Raw genomic sequence first — 18,084 nt, 5'->3', positions numbered from 1 at the left:
GTGAGAAAACCGATGGAGTAGCGGATAACAGCTATTTCCATCGGTTTTTTAGACTCTGACATGCAAGAGAAGCAGCTGGAAGATTTTTTTTTGTTATACTGCAGGCAATTCATCAATAATCTGCTGCAAAACCTTCTCAACAGAATCCGTGACATGGGTTGCATATTTATCAATCCCGGGTGCAGCATTAGTCATAGCATAGCTTGTACCAGCGGTCTTAAGCATTTCAACATCGTTGTACTGATCACCGAATACAACACAGTCCTTTGCATCGATATGCAGATGATCGAGCAGATTTTTCAGTGCACTTCCTTTGTTGGCTGTCGGACAGATAAAATCTACCCAGAGGTTACCGGAAGTAACCACTTTAATGTCGGAAGAAAACATTTCTTTTAAATGCTTTTCACATGCATCGGTTCCGTTGTAATCGCAGACTGCAATCTTAAGAATCGGTTCCGGAATCTCGCTTTTTGGATCATCAATGAATTTCATATGATTCTTGATGACATTTACCATGTGATTATAGAATTTAGGATTTTTCGAGGTGCTGTAGCAGATACGTTCGCCGGAGATAATGCAATTGTATTGTGGATATCTGGCAACTTCATCCAGGATACGGTAAGCAAGGTCTTGTTCGATGATCCCTTTGGAAATAGTCTCTTCGTTGTATATGCAAAGAGAACCGTTTTCGGCTATGTATGCGATATCATCCTGAACCGGAGTGAACAGCCTGCGCAGGTTCAGATACTGGCGTCCGCTGGCTGCTGCGAACATGATTCCGTGTTCTTTTAATGTACGGATCTGATCGAAAACGATGGGATTTACATCGCGTGCGCCGTTTTGAAGTAATGTGCCGTCGAGGTCACTGGCGATTAATTTAACCATAAATAACTCCTTAGATAAAACATTTCTGAAAACATTGATATTTATTTCGCTACTAATTATAATATAAATGAGTAAAATATGAAAGACAAAGGTAGGAACAAGGATATGAAGATAGGGATTGCAAACGATCATTCGGCAGTAGACATGAAAAATGAGATTGTAGAATATCTGAAAAGCCTGGGATATGAAGTTGTGAATTATGGAACAGATACTTATGAAAGCTGCAATTATCCGGAGTATGGTGAAAAGATTGGTAATGCGGTGGCAAGCGGTGAAGTAGAGCAGGGAATTGCAATCTGCGGAACCGGTGCGGGAATCTCACTTGCAGCGAATAAAGTGAATGGTATCCGTGCAGTAGTATGCAGCGATCCATATACAGCAAGAATGGCGAAAGAACACAACGATGCGAATATAATTGCATTCGGAGCACGTGTGATCGGTATTGAAACAGCGAAATGTATCGTTGATGAATGGCTGAACGCGAAGTTTGAAGGCGGAAGACATGCCGCGAGAGTGGACATGATCATGGATGTGGAAAAAAGAAATCATAATTTGTAAAACTAAAAAATATAAAAAGGCAGTACACGGAGTGATAATCTGTGTACTGCCTTTTTTCATTTATTTCTGATGAAAAGCATCTACCTTTGGCTGTGAAGAGCATCCAGGAACAAATTCGTTCGTAAGGAAAGCATCTGTTAATTCTTCTCTTAATTAGGATTATTTTGAAAAAGGAAATGGCTGTGTGCTTGACAATATAAACAGATAGTGTAAACTTACTTATTAAGAGTTAGTGTCATTATATAATGAAAGAGGAATGTGATGGAGAGACAGCAGAAGGCTTATAAAGGCGTAATTGATTACTTTAAAAAGAAGATTTTGGATGGAGAACTTCGTCCGGGGGAGAAACTGCCGCCGGAGCGGGATATCGCAGAACGGTTGAATGTAAGCCGTAATTCAGTGCGGGAGGCAATCCGTATCATGGATATGACAGGAGTAATTTCTTCGCAGCAGGGATCGGGAAATTATATTACCTGCGAATTCCAGAAAAGTCTTGCGGAGACGATGACGATGATGTTTGCTATGGATCAGATAGACTACAGGCAGATCAGTCAGATACGCCAGGCGTTGGAATGTCTGGCCTTTTCGCTTGCAATAGAAAATGCAACAGATGGTCAGATAGAAGAAATGGAGAAAGCAGTAAAGGAACTGGATCGGAGTCAGGATGATGTAAAGAATGCAGCACTGGATAAGAAACTGCATTATACGCTCTCAAAGGCGTCGGGCAATATACTGGTGCAGGATTTTCTGGAGGCATGTTCCGGTGTGATCGATTCATTTATTCACGATATGCGTGCGGAGATTTTGCGTACGGAAGAGAGAAAGAATTTGTTGAATGAATGTCATAAAAAGCTGATAGAAGGGTTGAAAGAGAAAAATAAAGCAAAAGGCCTGGAGGCTTTGGAACATCATTTTACGTTGATCAATGAGATTTTGGAAGAACGGGAAAGATAGAAAAACAGAAGAACATTTGGCATAATGTTTCATATTTTATAGCAGATGGGATTGGTTCCTGTCTGCTATATTTTTTGCCTGTAAAGAGGCAGAAATGAAGGAGCCCCTGATTTTATAAAAGATGATAGGAAAGGAACATAGTTATGGCATATTCGATCATGTTGGATGCCGGACACGGCGGTACAAAAGATCCGGGAGCAGTCTATAAAGGAAGACAGGAAAAGGATGACAATCTGAGACTGGTGCTGGCAATCGGAGAGATCCTGTCTGACAGAGGACTGGATGTGAGATATACGCGGACAACGGATGTCTATGAAACCCCTTATGAGAAAGCAATGAAGGCAAATAATGCAGGAGTCGATCTCTTTATTTCTATTCATAGAAATTCGTTTCCTGCCGATAATGAGGTGGAAGGAGTTGAAAGTCTGATCTATGATCTGTCGGGACTCAAATACAAGATGGCACAGGATATCAATGAGCAGCTCGAAGGTGTAGGCTTCGTGAATCTGGGCGTGAAAGCAAGACCGGATCTGGTGGTTCTGAAACGTACAAAAATGCCGGCGATACTGGTAGAAGCCGGATTCCTGAATTCGGACACAGATAACCGTCTGTTTGATGATAACTTTGAAGATATCGCACAGGCAATTGCAGATGGGATTCTGGACACATTGGAAAGTAATGGGCTGATCAAAGAAGAAAAAGTTCCGGTGTACCGGGTGCAGGTGGGCTTGTTCCGGAATCAACGCTATGCGAACCGGCTGCAGAATGAACTTCTGGAGCAGGAGTATCCGGTGTACATTGACCGGTCCGGTCCGTATTACAGAGTCTATGTAGGAGAATTTGATAATTTAAATGATGCGGTACAGATGGAGCGTCGTCTGAAGCGGGCAGGATATCAGACTTTAATCGTGCAGGGAAAGATTTAACATAGATTTTTCATTGCCGGGGTATTTTATTTAACATAGCCTTTCTATACTTGAATCAGAAAAAGAGATAAGAGTAAAGATTCAAAAAACGGGAGGCGTTTAGAGATGAGATATCTGTGGAATATGTTGAATAAAGAATTTACAATAGAAGGAGCTGTCAGTGCTTTTCTGGTAATCAATATGATTGGATGGATGGCAGCAACGATGGGAGCAGGAATGCTGATCTGCAAATTTTTGGGATTTTCTATCACGGGTAATTTGGAAAATCTCATGTGTGCAGGAATCTACGGAGGATTGATCGTAGGATTGGTCGGGGGCAGCTTATATCTGTACGGGTTATACAAACACCACTCCATGGAATAGAAGATAAATTAAAAAGGGACTTGTTTTACAAAACAGTGTAGAACAAGTCCTTTTTTAGTTTCGGAATATACAGGAGGATATGATGGCGGATGGTATAGCAATTGACACGAGGATCATTTCATAATATTATGGAATTGCTTTGGGAGTGTTAAGACAACAATAAAATGTGTATGTATGAATAAAAGTAATAAAAAGATGGAGGAATAAAATGGCAGATAGATTACAGTTTAAAGAAAAGCTTGCGGGAGTACTTGCGCTTGCAGAAGATCAGAATGGAAAGATTACCGTAGATGAAGTGGAAAAGTATTTTGAAGAGGATGGACTTTCGCAGGAACAGATGAATCTGGTCTGTGATTACCTGTTATCGATGAAGATGGCGGTGATCGGTTATAAACAGGCCGGAGGTACGGTAAAAGAAGCGGAAAATGAAGAACAACAGCCATTAAGCCCGGACGAACAGAAATACGTAGAAGAATATCTGCGAAGTCTTGGCGATATGAATGAAGAGACACCGGAAGAGGTGCGCATGGCATATTATCTTCCGAAAGTGGTAGAAGAAGCGGTGAGACTGCATCATCCGGAAGTGTTTATCGGTGATATGATCCAGGAAGGAAACATTGTACTGATGCTGGCATTAAAAGAGATCCGGAAGGAAAAAGATGAAGAAGAGATTCTGGAACAGGTACGTGCCGGAATGCTGGCATCGTTGGAGTCGCAGACAGAAGTAAAGAGAAGAGATCATAAGATGGTTGAGAAAGTTACAGAACTTGATGAGACGATTAAGAGTATGAAAGAAGAATACGGACGTAAAGTCAGCGTGGATGAAGTTGCAGACAGACTTGGAATCAGCGAGGATGAGATCGAAGATATTCTGAAACTTGCCGGAGAAGAAGTGAAAGATGAAGAATAAAAAGGAGACGGGGATTAATCCTCGTCTCCTTCTTCATTTTCCGGTTTTGGTTCCGGCAGATATAAATGTACACTTTCAATTCTGTTTTTATCTAATTTTTCTACAACCAGATGGATGTCGTCTTCGGTGGTGACGCCGTCGCCAATCTCAGGAAGCCGGTCCAGATGCTCGATAATGAATCCACCGACGGAATCATACTCTTCTGAGGTCAGATCAAGATCGAGCCTGTCATTTAAGTCATCCAGATTCGTGGAACCTTCTACGATATAATCGCGTTCACCAACCTGTTTGATAAAGTCTTCTTCGTTTTCGTCATATTCATCATGAATTTCTCCGACGATTTCTTCCAGGATATCCTCTAATGTGATCAGTCCGGAAGTTTCGCCGTATTCATCAAGAACGATGGCAATGTTAAAAGAAGCCTGGCGCATCTCCACAAGTAATTCGGAAATATTCTTATATTCGTAAGTGAAATAGGCCTCGCGCATAAAGTCGCGGATATGAAACTCTTTTTCTTTGTCATATAAGAGAAGATCTTTCATATTGATCGTACCGACAACATTGTCCGTTGTATCTTCAAAAATCGGAAGACGTGTGAATTTGTCCTCGCGGAAAATGTCGATCAATTCTTCGTAGGTGGCATTTACATCGGCGAACGTAACATGAACTCTTGGTACCATAACATCTTTCGCTTTCGCATCGCCAAGATCAAATACGTTATAGATCATCTCTTTTTCGTCAGATTCGATGACACCGCTTTCGTGGCTGACATCTACGATCGTACGGAGTTCGGATTCTGTCATCTGTTTATTTCCGGCATTCGGATCGATGTGAAGAATGCGGAGAATGATATCCGACAGCGTATTGATGATAAATACAAATGGTGTCATGACTTTGATGTACAGATTTATGGCCGGAGCATAACGAAGAGACATCTTTTCCGCATGCAGTGTAGCCATGGTCTTTGGTGTGATCTCTCCGAAGAGAATGATCAGTACAGACAGAACTGCACTTGCCACTGCCACCATAGACCCGCCAAGATTGTAAGCCAGGGTGGTAGTAAGGGAAGCGGCGGAAAGATTCACCACATTATTACCGATCAGGATTGCACTCAGCATCTTGCTGGTATCATCGGTAATACGCATAACGGTTTTTGCCCGCTTGCTGCCTTCGTCGGCAAGACCACGGATACGCATTCGGTTTACCGTTGTTAAAGCTGTCTCCGCAGATGAAAAAAATCCTGAAAGAATCAATAAAATCAATAGAATAATGAGTTGTATCGCGACACTCGTGTCCAATTGTATAATTCACTCCTTTAAAAAATAAATACTTGGCACTAATATACCGCATTTGAGGCAAATTTGCAAGTGTACGTTGAATTTACCGGGCGTTTAGTGTAAGATGTAAGTACTGTCTGAGGGCAGGAATTTTATGAACTGAAAATTCTGTATGATATAGTAGCGGTTGGAAGAAGAACAACCTGACAAAAAAGGTGGAGACAAGAATGAATCAGGAAATAGGAAAGAAATTATTGAGTATTTTAAAAGTGGAACAGGTAAAAAAGGATGAACCGATGAAGATTCACACAACATTCCGTGTGGGAGGTCCGGCAAGCTATTTTGTGACACCAGAGACGGAAGAAGAAGTTGCAAAAGTGATCGAGGTGTGCACACAGGAAAATGTTCCTTATTATATAGTAGGAAATGGAAGTAATCTTCTGGTATCCGATCAGGGATATGAAGGAGTGATCATCCAGATATATAAACAGATGAATCAGGTAGAAATTACAGAAAATGAGATTCACGCACAGGCGGGCGCATTGCTTTCCATGATTGCTAACCGTGCAATGGAAGCAGAACTTACAGGTTTTGAATTTGCGGCAGGAATTCCGGGAACACTCGGAGGAGCGTGTGTGATGAATGCCGGAGCATATGGCGGGGAGATGAAGGATGTACTGGAAACGGTAACCGTTCTTACCCGTGACGGGGATGTAAAAACGTTGACAAAAGATGAACTGGAACTCGGATACCGTACCAGTGTGATCGCAAAAAAAGACTATATTGTATTAAGTGCGGTGATCAGACTTGAGAATGGAAAAAAAGAAGAGATCAAAGCCGTTATGGATGACCTGAAGGAAAAAAGAATTACAAAGCAGCCGTTGGAATATCCGAGTGCAGGAAGTACATTCAAACGCCCGGAGGGATATTTCGCGGGAAAGCTGATACAGGATGCAGGACTTCGTGGATTTCAGGTCGGAGGAGCGCAGGTGTCTGAAAAACATTGTGGATTTGTAGTGAATAAGGATCAGGCAACAGCAGCAGATGTGATGAACCTGATGAACCAGGTGTCTGATAAGGTGTATGAAATGTCAGGAGTACGGCTGGAGCCGGAAGTAAAGAGACTGGGAGTGTTCTAAGATGAGATGTGTGATCGTTACCGGAATGTCCGGGGCTGGAAAAAGTACAGCGCTTAAGATGCTGGAAGATATGGGGTATTTTTGTGTGGACAATCTTCCGGTACCGCTGATTCCGAAGATGGCAGAACTGTTAAGCGTGCCGGGGACGGAGATCAACAAGGCTGCTCTTGGAGTAGATATCCGGAGTGGACAGAATTTTTATGAACTGAAGAAGATATTAAAAGAGCTGGACCGGTCAGGAACAAGATTTGAGATCCTGTATCTGGAATCCAGTGATGATGTACTGATCAAAAGATATAAAGAGACAAGACGATTTCATCCCTTATCCGGAAAAGATGGGAGAGTGGAAGAAGGAATTAAAGAAGAAAGAAAACGACTGGAATTTTTAAGAGAGCGTGCAGATTATCTGATTGACAGCAGTCATATGCTGACAAGAGAACTGCGTGCAGAACTGTCAAAGATTTTTGTGGAAAATAAAGAATATAAGAATCTGTATATATCCGTATTGTCATTTGGATTCAAATACGGAATACCGGCAGATGCAGACCTTGTATTTGATGTACGTTTTCTTCCTAATCCGTATTATATTGATGAACTGCGTCCGAAAAGCGGGAATGACAAAGAAGTCCGGGAGTATGTCATGGATAATGACAAGGCAAGAATGTTCCTTGCAAAACTGACGGATATGGTGGAATTCCTGATTCCGAATTATGTACAGGAAGGTAAGACGCAGCTGGTGATCGGGATCGGATGTACAGGCGGAAAGCACCGGTCGGTAACGTTGGCGAATGAATTATATGAAGCATTGAGTAAGAATGATAATTATGGTATCCGTATCGAACACCGTGATATTGGAAAGGATGCTGTCACCAAAGCGAGGTAGAAAGTCAGATGTCATTCTCGGGAAAAGTAAAAGAAGAATTATTGGAACATTATGCCAGAGCAAGACACTGTGATATTGCGGAATTGTCTGCAATTGTTCATATGTGCGGAGCATTTGGATCGGGGTACAAAGGAGTGTGCTGTCTTAAAGTACATACAGAAAATCTAGGGGTCGCAAGAAAATGCTTTACATTGTTGGAAAAAACGTTTAATATAAAGAATGATATCGTAGTCCGCAGAAATGCAGGAAAAGATAATTACAGTTATTACATTTATGCAAAAGGTGAAGAACTAATGGCGATCCGTGACACGATCGTACAGGCAGTCTGTTGTAAGAGAGCATATATCAGGGGAGCATTTATAGCATCGGGGTCTATGAGTGATCCAAGCAAGTCTTATCATTTTGAAATTGTCTGTAACGATATGCGTCAGGCAGAGCATCTGCGGGACATGATGAACAGTTTCGATGTAGATGCGAAGATTGTACAGCGTAAAAGAACATATGTAGTTTATCTTAAGGAAGGCTCACAGATTGTAGATATACTGAATGTGATGGAAGCCCACGTGGCTTTGATGGAACTGGAGAATGTCCGTATCATGAAAGAGATGCGTAATTCTGTGAACCGGAAAGTAAACTGTGAGACAGCTAATATTAATAAAACCGTATCTGCTGCAGTAAGGCAGATGGAGGATATTACATATATCAGAGATCAGATCGGTTTTGAGAAGCTGCCGGAGGGATTAAGAGACGTTGCCCTTACGCGTCTGGCATACCCGGAAGCGGCTTTGAAAGAGCTTGGTCAGCTAATGGCGAATCCTCTGGGAAAATCAGGGGTGAATCACAGGCTCAGGAAGTTAAGTGAAATCGCACAACAGTTAAGGGAACAGCAAGGAGGAGCAAGTCGTTATGATTAGAAAGCCTGTTACCATTCAGAATAATATGGACATGGAAGACCGTCCGGTGGCTCATCTCGTACAGGAAGCAAGCCAGTATGCGAGCCAGGTATATATTGTGATGGGAAGTAAAAAGATTAACGCAAAGAGTATTATGGGAATGATGAGTCTGAAACTTCAGAAAGGCGAAGATGTTACAATTGTAGCAGACGGTCAGGATGAAGATGCAGCCGTAAGTGGCGTGGCAACATTTTTAGGTGCATAACAATAATACAGGGAATATCCGGATGATGTGAGATAAAGGGGCCGTTGTGATGAGAGTTACAATAGCCTCTTCATTATTAAATTAAGAATTATATGAAAGATAAGGGAGGATGCATATTTTATGAAGCGTTTGCTTTTTATCTACAATCCACATGCGGGAAAAGAACTTTTAAAACCGAAGCTTGCAGATGTGATTGATATCTTTGTGAAAGCCGGCTATGAGGTTGTGGCATATCCGACGCAGGCGTATCGTGATGCGTATAAGAAAATTAAGAAATATGATTCCAGTGAATACGATCTGATCGTGTGCAGCGGAGGAGACGGAACGCTTGACGAGGTCGTAACCGGTATGATGAAACGCGACAGGGATAAGCGGGAGCCGATCGGATATATTCCGACCGGTACAACAAATGACTTCGCAAGCAGCCTTCATATTCCGAGAGGATTACTGGAGGCAGCAGACAATGCAGTAAATGGGGAAGTATTTGCCTGTGATGCCGGAAGATTTAATGATGATATTTTTGTCTATATTGCGGCATTCGGACTGTTTACAGATGTATCTTACCAGACAAAACAGTCTATGAAGAATGTTCTGGGACATCTGGCATATGTGCTGGAAGGTGCGAAACGTCTGTTCAATATTCCTTCATATAAGGTGAAGGTGACACATGATGATGAAGTGGTCGAAGATGAATTCGTATATGGAATGGTTACAAATTCCAGATCCGTCGGTGGGTTCCGTAATCTGATCGGAAAACAGGTCGGATTCGATGACGGGGTTTTTGAAGTGACATTAATCAAGACACCTAAGAATCCGATCGAATTGCAGGAAATCATCGCTGCATTGATGATCGAGCAGATGGATTCCAAGTATATGTATACGTTCAAGAGTGGACGGATCATGTTCGAATCTATAGAGGAGATACCATGGACGCTGGATGGGGAATTCGGCGGCGAACACGATGAAGTTGTGGTCGAGAACCTGAATAAAGAGCTTCAGATCATGGTTCCGGGAACGCATGAAGAAGATTAAAAATCCCTGAATTGTAGAAAAAACTGAGAAATTTAAAAAAATTAAAAAAAGTACTTGCCTTTTTGCAAAATCCTTGCTATACTAGGCAAGTACCAAACGAATGGCTCCGTGGTCAAGCGGTCAAGACGCTAGCCTCTCACGCTGGAATCAGGGGTTCGATTCCCCTCGGAGTCACTGAGATCTGCAGATTCTTCTGCAGATTTTTTTTATCAAAGTGTTCAAAACAAGTCTGTTAAAAGTCCATTATTAATTTCATAGATATAATCTATAAGCAATCTTTTATATAAAGAAAAACAATTTCAATAAGCAGATAATAAATGATATTATGGAAGAAGTCGGAAAGGAATAGGAATTATGAAAGATCTTTTGATAGTATCTCATTGCATTTTGAATCATGCGGCAAAGGTGGAACAGGATGAAGCGGAACTGGCCGGAGAATATAAGATCCGGGAAGAGTTGCTGCAGCTTGTTTTAAAAAAAGATGTACAGTTATTTCAAATGCCCTGTCCAGAGTTTATCATGTATGGGTCTCAGAGATGGGGGCATGTAAAGAATCAGTTTCAACATCCATTTTATATTGAACAATGCCGGCAGATTCTTGAACCGGTTTTATTTCAGTTGCAAGAATATGCGCAGCATGTGGAAAAATTCCGCATTTTGGGGATTGTTTCAGTAGAAGGCAGTCCGAACTGTGGATATCATCTTACCTGCGAAGGAGAATGGAAGGGTGAGATTGGAACGGATGAAAAAAGAATACAGGACATTCAGAAGTCTCTGAAAATGACAGAAAAACCGGGTGTATATATGGAAGTACTGGAAGAAGAACTTCGTAAAAAAAATATGAAGATTCCTATTATGACGATGCAGGAAGCATTACAGCTGCTGAAAAACTAATGGTTGGAGAGAAGAGAGGAGAACAAAATGAAAAACAGAAAAGTCTATGTAACAACTTTTTGTGGTGTTGCAGTAGCAATGAACATTGTACTTGGAATTATCACATCGGCACTGGGTATCCCGTTATATCTGGATACACTTGGAACCGTACTTTCTGCGGCGATTCTTGGTCCGGTACCGGGTATCATCGTAGGAGCATTGAGCAATATTATTACAGGACTGATCTATAGCGTGTCGGATATCCCATTCTGTCTGGTAAATATGGCAGTCGGTCTGATCGTAGGTCTTGTGGCAAAAAAATGGAAATTCGGAATCGTTCCGGCAATAATTACAGGTGTTGCACTTAGTTTTATCTGCCCGGCGATCGGAACACCAATCGGAATCTATGTATATGGAGGACTGAATGGATCAGTTTCGGATATGCTGGTGATGTCACTGGTGCAGGGTGGAAAAACAATTTTTCAGGCTTCCTTCCTTAGAAATGTTGCATCAAACTTGATCGATAAGATCGGAACATGTGTTATCGGATATCTGCTCATTAAGGCAATGCCGATGAGATTTTTGGATAATTTTAAGAAAGAGGCATAAATCTCATATGATAAAGATTGAAAATCTGGTACATAACTATACAATATGGAAAGATGAAAATACAAAAAGTGAGAAGACAGTGTTGGACGGAATATCATTAGATATTCCGTCTGGTCAGTTTGTGGCAATTTTAGGGCCGAATGGTTCCGGTAAGTCTACATTAGCCCGGCATTTGAATGTATTACTGCTTCCGGATGAAGGGACAGTATGGATTGACGGAAAGAATACACAGGCAAAAGAAAGGCTTTATGAAATCAGAAGCCGGGTTGGTATGGTGTTTCAGAACCCGGACAATCAGATTGTTGGCACCAGTGTAGAAGAAGATGTTGCATTTGGTCCGGAGAATAAAAATGTAGAGCCGGAAAAAATAAGAAGAATTGTAGAAGATGTTTTGCGGAAAGTAAGGTTGTGGGAGAAGAGAAAAACTCCGCCTTCCAAATTATCGGGCGGGCAGAAACAGAGACTAGCAACGGCGGATGCGCTGGCAGGACTCCCGGAATGTCTGGTGTTGGATGAACCGACAGCTATGCTGGATCCCTCTTCAAGAAAAGAAGTAATAAATATTGTGAAAGAATTGAATCAAAAAGAGGGAATGACGATTATCCTGATCACACATCATACGGATGAAGTCGTAGATGCGGATCGTATTATATTGATGAAGGATGGAAAAATAATCGGAGATGATATTCCAAAGAAAATATTTGCAGACCGCAGCCTGTTAAAAAGAGCGAAAATGGATATTCCGCCGGTTGTAGAATTGGGTATGCGGCTGAAAAAGCAGAAGATCGGATTGGATGAACCGGTTTTACATGAACAGGAAATGATCAGAAAAATTACAGAACTATATAGAAGTAAATGCGGAGGCTGGAAAGATGCTGCAAGGTAAACATATCACATTTTCTTATCAGGATCCGGCAAAAGGGAAGACAGATGTCCTGGCAGATGTTTCGTTTGAAATCAGAGAGCACGATTTTATAGGACTGATCGGTGCATCGGGATCAGGAAAGACAACATTGATTAAGCATCTGAACGGTCTGCTGAAGGCAGAATCGGGAGAAATCTTTTTTAAAGGTAAAAATATATACAGTAAAAAATATCCGCTTTCAGAATTGAGAAAAAAAGTCGGACTTGTATTTCAATATCCCGAACAACAGTTGTTTGGCAGGACAATTTTGAAAGATGTGATGTATGGTCCGCTGAATCTGGGAATGAGTGAAGAAGAGGCCGGAAAGTTAGCAAAGGAAAGCCTGGAACTGGTAGGGATTCCGGAAGAGTATTATCAGATGAGTCCGATGGAGCTTTCGGGAGGACAGAAAAGATGTGCTGCAATTGCAGGTGTATTAGCGATGCAGCCGGAAATACTGGTGCTGGACGAACCGGCAGCAGGGCTTGATCCTGAGACGAAACATGAAATATTTGAGCTGTTATGCAGGATAAGAGAGAAACGAAATAACGCAATTGTACTGGTATCACACCATATGGAAGATGTAGCGCAATTTGCTAACCGTGTATGGGTGATGTATAAAGGAAAGATCGCGATGGATGGCACTCCGGAAGAAGTATATTCCAGAGTGGAAGAACTGGAAGAAATGAACATTGGAATTCCGCAGATCACACATTTGACCTATTCGCTGATAAAAGAAGGCGTGCCTTTGCCACGGCCGGCAATCAGTGTGGAAGAAGCAGAAAAGATGCTGGCAGAGATTTTGAAAGAGGAGAAACCATTATGATTCGGGATATTACGATTGGAAGATATTATGATTCGGAATCTGTGATTCACCGGATGGATCCGAGAACAAAATTGATGGGAGTTCTGGTATACATTATTTCGCTGTTCCTTGTGAAAAATGTCTGCTGGTATATCGGATGTCTGATAGTAATGCTTGTCCTTTATAAGGCCGCGGGAGTTCCATTTGGATATTTGTTGAAAGGATTGCGGGGAATTCTGCTTTTGCTCTGCTTTACGTTCCTATTCCGTATGTTGTACACGCCGGGCGATCCGCTTATACAGGTCTGGATATTTACGATAACAAAACAAGGAATATTAAAGGCAGTACAGATGACAGCAAGGATTGCCCTGATGATTTCGGGTGCATCTCTCCTTTCTTATACTTCAACTCCGAAAGAACTTGCGGATGGTTTGGAAAAAGCGTTTTCCGGATTGGAAAAAACAGGGATTCCTGTGCATGAAATGGCGGTCATTGTGATGATAGCGTTCAGATTCATTCCCATCATGTTAGAAGAATTAAATGTTTTGATGGATGCACAGGCAGCCAGAGGCGCAAAATTTGAAGATGGCAATATACTGGAAAAATGTAAAGGTGTCATGACGTTATTGCTTCCATTGTTTCTGCTGACGGTACGAAGGTCATCGGATCTGGCAATGGCAATGGAAGCCCGGGGGTATACAGGAAGCGGAAAAACTTCAAGAATGTATCCATTGGTATATAAAAAAGAAGACCGGGCGGGATACCTTGCGATTTTGATATATATTAGTGTTTTCATAATTGCAAGGATAAGTTCCTTGTCTTTTTAGAAGTTATGATATATAATGCAAGTGAAACAAATTTGTCATAAAGAAACAGAGATGCTTATGGCAGTAAGAATTGGAGGAATAACATATGTTAGTATCAGCAAAAGAAATGCTCGATAAGGCAGTAGCAGGTCACTACGCAGTAGGACAGTTTAACATCAATAACTTAGAGTGGACAAAATCTATTCTTCTTACAGCAGAAGAGTTAAAGTCACCAGTTATCTTAGGTGTATCTGAGGGTGCCGGAAAATACATGACCGGATTCAAGACTGTAGCAGCTATGGTTAAAGCTATGATGGAAGAACTTAACATCACAGTTCCGGTTGCATTACACCTTGACCACGGAACATACGAAGGATGTAAAAAATGTATCGATGCAGGATTCTCTTCAATCATGTTCGATGGATCTAAATATCCAATCGAAGAGAATGTGGCAAAGACAAAAGAACTGATTGCTATTTGCAGAGAAAAAGGAATGTCTATCGAAGCTGAAGTAGGATCTATCGGTGGAGAAGAAGACGGAGTTATCGGTAAAGGTGAATGTGCTGATCCTAATGAATGTAAGATGATCGCTGACCTTGGTGTTGATATGCTCGCAGCAGGTATCGGTAATATCCACGGAAAATATCCTGCAAACTGGGAAGGATTAAGCTTTGAGACTCTGGATGCTATCCAGAAACTGACTGGCGATATGCCATTAGTTCTTCACGGAGGTACAGGAATTCCGGAAGATATGATCAAGAAAGCAATCAGTCTCGGTGTTGCAAAGATCAACGTAAACACAGAGTGCCAGCTGTCATTTGCTGATGCTACACGTAAATATATTGAAGCAGGAAAAGATCTGGAAGGAAAAGGATACGATCCTCGTAAACTCCTGAAACCAGGTGCTGAAGCTATCCAGGCAACAGTTAAAGAGAAGATGGAATTGTTCGGTTCAGTAGGAAAAGCTGAATAATCAGTAAATTTTCACTTGCCTTTTTTGACTGGTTGAGTTATACTAACTGGCATAGGAAGAACAAAGGCGTTCCAACGAAAGTTGGAGTGCCTTTTTTCATACTATGGTATGCACAGAAAGTGTATAAGAAGATTATATGCATACCATAGTGTGAAACTTATACTATAAATAACAATGAGAAAGGAAACGAAGAGACATGAGTGAAGCAATTAATGTAGCCAAGATATTTGGCGAAGACGTGTTCAATGATACTGTAATGCAGGAACGTCTTCCGAAAAAAGTCTATAAGGATCTGAAGAAAACAATTGAAGAAGGTAAGGAATTAGACCTTGCTACAGCAGATGTAATTGCACATGAGATGAAAGAATGGGCAATTGAGAAGGGGGCTACACACTATACTCATTGGTTCCAGCCTCTGACAGGTGTAACCGCTGAAAAACATGATTCATTTATTTCAGCACCTCTTCCGAATGGAAAAGTACTGATGAGTTTTTCGGGAAAAGAACTGATCAAAGGAGAACCGGATGCATCATCATTCCCATCAGGCGGACTTCGTGCAACGTTTGAAGCAAGAGGATATACAGCATGGGATTGTACATCACCGGCATTTGTAAGACATGATGCAGCAGGAGCAACACTTTGCATCCCTACAGCATTCTGTTCATACAAAGGAGAGGCACTTGACCAGAAGACCCCACTTCTTCGTTCTATGCAGGCAATCAGTGAGCAGTCACTGAGACTGTTAAGATTGTTTGGAAATACAACATCTAAGAAAGTAACACCTTCCGTAGGACCGGAGCAGGAATATTTCCTTGTAGATGCTGAAAAATTCTTACAGAGAAAAGACCTGATCTATACAGGACGTACACTGTTCGGAGCAATGCCTCCAAAAGGTCAGGAATTAGACGATCATTATTTCGGAACCATCCGTCAGAGAATCGCAGGATTCATGAAAGATGTCAATGAAGAACTCTGGAAAGTCGGTGTTACATCTAAGACACAGCATAATGAAGTTGCACCTGCACAGCATGAACTTGCACCAATCTATGCAGAGTGTAATGTAGCGCTGGATCACAACCATATTATCATGCAGACACTGAAGAGAGTTGCATGCCAGCATGGTATGAAGTGTTTACTCCATGAGAAACCGTTCGCAGGAGTTAATGGTTCCGGTAAACATGATAACTGGTCTCTTACAACAGACGACGGAAAGAACCTGTTAGAGCCAGGCAAAACACCACATGAAAATATTCAGTTCTTATTGGTACTTACCTGTATCCTGAAAGCAGTTGACAGACACGCAGATCTTCTTCGTGAATCTGCAGCAGATCCTGGTAATGATCACAGACTCGGAGCTAACGAGGCACCACCGGCAATCATCTCTGTATTCCTTGGAGAACAGTTAGAGGATGTACTGGAACAGCTGATCAGCACAGGCGAAGCTACACATAGTCTGAAAGGCGGAAAGCTTCAGACAGGAGTTGATACACTTCCGGATCTTGCAAAAGATGCAACAGACCGTAACAGAACATCACCATTTGCATTCACAGGCAACAAATTCGAATTCCGTATGGTAGGTTCCCGTGATTCTATTTCAGGACCAAACGTAGTACTGAATACAATCGTTGCAGAGGCATTCTCTGAGGCTTGTGATGTTCTGGAAAAAGCAGACAACTTTGATGAAGCAGTACATGATCTGATCAAGCAGTATGCAACAGAGCATCAGAGAGTTGTATTTAACGGCAACGGATATTCAGATGCATGGGTAGAGGAAGCAGAAAAACGAGGACTTCCGAATATCAGATCCATGGTAGAAGCGATTCCTGCCCTGACTACAGAGAAAGCTGTAAGTATGTTTGAAAAATTCAAAGTATTTACAAAGGCAGAACTGGAATCACGCGCAGAGATCAAATTCGAAAGCTATGCCAAAGCAATCAATATCGAAGCACGTACGATGATCGATATGGCAAGCAAACAGATTATTCCTGCAATTATCAAATATACCAAAGATCTTGCAGACACAGTGGTTGCAGTGAAGGAAGCAGGTGCAGATGCATCTGTTCAGGCTGAACTTCTGACAGAAGTTTCCGGACTGTTAGCAGAGACTAAAAAAGCGCTGGAAGCATTGAAAGTTGTCACAGATCAGGCAGCAGCTATGGAAGAGGGAGAAGATCAGGCAAGATTCTATCACTTCGATGTTGTACCTGCAATGGAAGCACTTCGTACTCCGGTTGACACACTGGAGATGATCGTTGACAAAGAAGCATGGCCAATGCCTTCTTATGGAGATCTTATCTTTGAAGTATAATCAGAGATGGAAGATTATCTGTTAGACGAAGAAAATATTTTAGAAATACATTAGAAAAATTTAAGAACCCTGGACTTGGAATGGACACATGATTGTGATATTCTAAGTTCAGGGTTTTTAGATACCAAAGTATGTTAAAATCCTGTAAGGAGGGCAATCATGACGAAAAGAGAATTTTTAGATAAATTAAAAAAAGCACTTGTCAATGACCTTTCGGGAAGTGTAATACAGGAGAATGTGAATTATTACAACGATTATATTACGGAAGAAGTGCGGAAAGGACGCAGAGAGTCTGATGTGATCGAAGAACTGGGGGATCCATGGGCAATTGCAAAGAATATTATTACTTCGGAAGAAATGAAAGGAAACACACAGGAATCATATGACAGCTATGAGCCGGGAAGACGAAGAGAGAATTCTTATGAACAGGACTATGGCAGCGAATCCGGGTACAGGGGCACACACGTCTTTGGACTTGATACCTGGTGGAAGAAACTGGTTCTGATCCTTGGAATTATAGGAATTGTTGTATTGGTTGCAGCGGTGGTCGGAGGAATTATCAGTCTGCTTGCACCGATATTCGTGCCGCTTCTGATCGTGTGTCTGATCATTAAGTTGATTAACGGCAGGAGAAGGTGAATAGATAATAAGTAAAAGACCGATGGGGGAGCCATCGGTCTTTTGAGGGGAGTATAAATAATTAATAAGGGGTTGTAGAAAG

The 18,084-nt window shown here is 41.7% G+C and carries 20 protein-coding genes, 1 tRNA gene and 1 pseudogene; 19 read left to right on the top strand and 3 right to left on the bottom strand.

All coding sequences use genetic code 11. The features are described from left to right. Positions 1 to 93 precede the first annotated feature (93 nt). Positions 94 to 885, bottom strand: a complete 792-nt coding sequence (locus NKF87_RS11765; RefSeq protein ID WP_253583583.1) for an HAD family hydrolase — start codon at positions 883 to 885, stop codon at positions 94 to 96. Between the two features lie 105 nt (positions 886 to 990). Between NKF87_RS11765 and rpiB the strand changes: the two genes are divergently transcribed. Then, the gene (gene rpiB, locus NKF87_RS11760) at positions 991 to 1,443 is read left to right on the top strand and encodes a ribose 5-phosphate isomerase B (RefSeq protein WP_055282014.1); all 453 of its coding nucleotides are present in this window, start codon (positions 991 to 993) and stop codon (positions 1,441 to 1,443) included. Positions 1,444 to 1,503: 60 nt separating this feature from the next. Here the strand turns inward: rpiB and NKF87_RS14500 are convergent. Beyond that, positions 1,504 to 1,596 (bottom strand): annotated as a pseudogene (locus NKF87_RS14500) (RpiB/LacA/LacB family sugar-phosphate isomerase); the annotation flags it as partial. A 108-nt stretch (positions 1,597 to 1,704) separates the two neighbouring features. Between NKF87_RS14500 and NKF87_RS11750 the strand changes: the two are divergent. The 4 genes from NKF87_RS11750 to NKF87_RS11735 all read left to right on the top strand — a co-directional run bounded on the left by NKF87_RS11750 (position 1,705) and on the right by NKF87_RS11735 (position 4,596). After that, the gene (locus NKF87_RS11750) at positions 1,705 to 2,397 is read left to right on the top strand and encodes a FadR/GntR family transcriptional regulator (RefSeq protein ID WP_117598197.1); all 693 of its coding nucleotides are present in this window, start codon (positions 1,705 to 1,707) and stop codon (positions 2,395 to 2,397) included. 143 nt (positions 2,398 to 2,540) lie between these two features. Beyond that, complete coding sequence (locus NKF87_RS11745) at positions 2,541 to 3,323, top strand: N-acetylmuramoyl-L-alanine amidase (protein WP_173791407.1); 783 nt, start codon at positions 2,541 to 2,543, stop codon at positions 3,321 to 3,323. A gap of 105 nt (positions 3,324 to 3,428) precedes the next feature. Then, positions 3,429 to 3,686 (top strand): hypothetical protein, encoded by a 258-nt coding sequence (locus NKF87_RS11740; RefSeq protein WP_028086422.1) that lies wholly within the window; start codon positions 3,429 to 3,431, stop codon positions 3,684 to 3,686. A 208-nt stretch (positions 3,687 to 3,894) separates the two neighbouring features. Then, positions 3,895 to 4,596 carry a sigma-70 domain-containing protein gene (locus tag NKF87_RS11735; RefSeq protein WP_117597770.1) on the top strand — a complete coding sequence of 234 codons (702 nt, stop codon included), beginning with the start codon at positions 3,895 to 3,897 and terminating at the stop codon, positions 4,594 to 4,596. Between the two features lie 14 nt (positions 4,597 to 4,610). Here the strand turns inward: NKF87_RS11735 and NKF87_RS11730 are convergent, their stop codons facing one another. Further along, the gene (locus NKF87_RS11730; RefSeq protein ID WP_117597769.1) at positions 4,611 to 5,894 is read right to left on the bottom strand and encodes an HlyC/CorC family transporter; all 1,284 of its coding nucleotides are present in this window, start codon (positions 5,892 to 5,894) and stop codon (positions 4,611 to 4,613) included. Between the two features lie 206 nt (positions 5,895 to 6,100). On the opposite strand from NKF87_RS11730, the gene murB reads away from it, so the two are divergent. The 14 genes from murB (at position 6,101) to NKF87_RS11660 (ending at position 18,002) form a co-directional block, all read left to right on the top strand. Next, positions 6,101 to 7,012, top strand: a complete 912-nt coding sequence (gene murB / locus NKF87_RS11725; RefSeq protein WP_055281908.1) for a UDP-N-acetylmuramate dehydrogenase — start codon at positions 6,101 to 6,103, stop codon at positions 7,010 to 7,012. 1 nt (position 7,013) lies between these two features. After that, the gene (gene rapZ / locus NKF87_RS11720; protein WP_117597768.1) at positions 7,014 to 7,895 is read left to right on the top strand and encodes an RNase adapter RapZ; all 882 of its coding nucleotides are present in this window, start codon (positions 7,014 to 7,016) and stop codon (positions 7,893 to 7,895) included. Between the two features lie 8 nt (positions 7,896 to 7,903). Next, positions 7,904 to 8,809, top strand: coding sequence for a DNA-binding protein WhiA (whiA, locus tag NKF87_RS11715; protein ID WP_055281903.1), 906 nt, complete (start codon positions 7,904 to 7,906; stop codon positions 8,807 to 8,809). Next, positions 8,802 to 9,053, top strand: a complete 252-nt coding sequence (locus tag NKF87_RS11710; protein WP_028086428.1) for an HPr family phosphocarrier protein — start codon at positions 8,802 to 8,804, stop codon at positions 9,051 to 9,053. Before whiA ends, NKF87_RS11710 begins: the two co-directional genes overlap by 8 nt. 120 nt (positions 9,054 to 9,173) lie before the next feature. After that, entirely contained in the window at positions 9,174 to 10,085 is a 912-nt protein-coding gene (locus tag NKF87_RS11705; protein WP_117597767.1) for a diacylglycerol/lipid kinase family protein, read from the top strand. A 102-nt stretch (positions 10,086 to 10,187) separates the two neighbouring features. Then, a tRNA-Glu gene (locus NKF87_RS11700) sits at positions 10,188 to 10,259 on the top strand. A 180-nt stretch (positions 10,260 to 10,439) separates the two neighbouring features. Next, positions 10,440 to 10,979, top strand: a complete 540-nt coding sequence (locus NKF87_RS11695) for a CD3072 family TudS-related putative desulfidase (RefSeq protein ID WP_055281898.1) — start codon at positions 10,440 to 10,442, stop codon at positions 10,977 to 10,979. A gap of 27 nt (positions 10,980 to 11,006) precedes the next feature. Continuing rightward, the gene (locus tag NKF87_RS11690) at positions 11,007 to 11,567 is read left to right on the top strand and encodes a CD3073 family putative ECF transporter S component (RefSeq protein WP_055281895.1); all 561 of its coding nucleotides are present in this window, start codon (positions 11,007 to 11,009) and stop codon (positions 11,565 to 11,567) included. A 7-nt stretch (positions 11,568 to 11,574) separates the two neighbouring features. Next, on the top strand, positions 11,575 to 12,453 hold the full coding sequence (locus NKF87_RS11685; RefSeq protein WP_117597766.1) for an energy-coupling factor transporter ATPase: 879 nt from the start codon (positions 11,575 to 11,577) through the stop codon (positions 12,451 to 12,453). Further along, on the top strand, positions 12,440 to 13,297 hold the full coding sequence (locus NKF87_RS11680; protein WP_055281891.1) for an energy-coupling factor transporter ATPase: 858 nt from the start codon (positions 12,440 to 12,442) through the stop codon (positions 13,295 to 13,297). The genes NKF87_RS11685 and NKF87_RS11680 overlap by 14 nt, the downstream gene beginning before the upstream one ends. Then, a complete protein-coding gene (locus NKF87_RS11675) occupies positions 13,294 to 14,103 on the top strand; it encodes an energy-coupling factor transporter transmembrane component T family protein (RefSeq protein WP_117597765.1) in 810 nt (269 codons plus the stop codon). Before NKF87_RS11680 ends, NKF87_RS11675 begins: the two co-directional genes overlap by 4 nt. Before the next feature lie 85 nt (positions 14,104 to 14,188). Further along, the gene (fba, locus tag NKF87_RS11670; RefSeq protein ID WP_055281887.1) at positions 14,189 to 15,055 is read left to right on the top strand and encodes a class II fructose-1,6-bisphosphate aldolase; all 867 of its coding nucleotides are present in this window, start codon (positions 14,189 to 14,191) and stop codon (positions 15,053 to 15,055) included. A 196-nt stretch (positions 15,056 to 15,251) separates the two neighbouring features. Continuing rightward, positions 15,252 to 17,363, top strand: a complete 2,112-nt coding sequence (locus NKF87_RS11665; RefSeq protein WP_117597764.1) for a glutamine synthetase III — start codon at positions 15,252 to 15,254, stop codon at positions 17,361 to 17,363. 159 nt (positions 17,364 to 17,522) lie between these two features. After that, the gene (locus NKF87_RS11660; RefSeq protein ID WP_055281882.1) at positions 17,523 to 18,002 is read left to right on the top strand and encodes a DUF1700 domain-containing protein; all 480 of its coding nucleotides are present in this window, start codon (positions 17,523 to 17,525) and stop codon (positions 18,000 to 18,002) included. Positions 18,003 to 18,084 lie beyond the last annotated feature (82 nt).

The sequence above is a fragment of the Dorea longicatena genome, from assembly GCF_024168045.1.
In the GTDB taxonomy this organism is placed as follows: domain Bacteria; phylum Bacillota; class Clostridia; order Lachnospirales; family Lachnospiraceae; genus Dorea_A.
The sequence above is the reverse complement of the archived record's forward strand: the minus strand, read 5'-3'. Positions and strand labels throughout refer to the sequence as shown.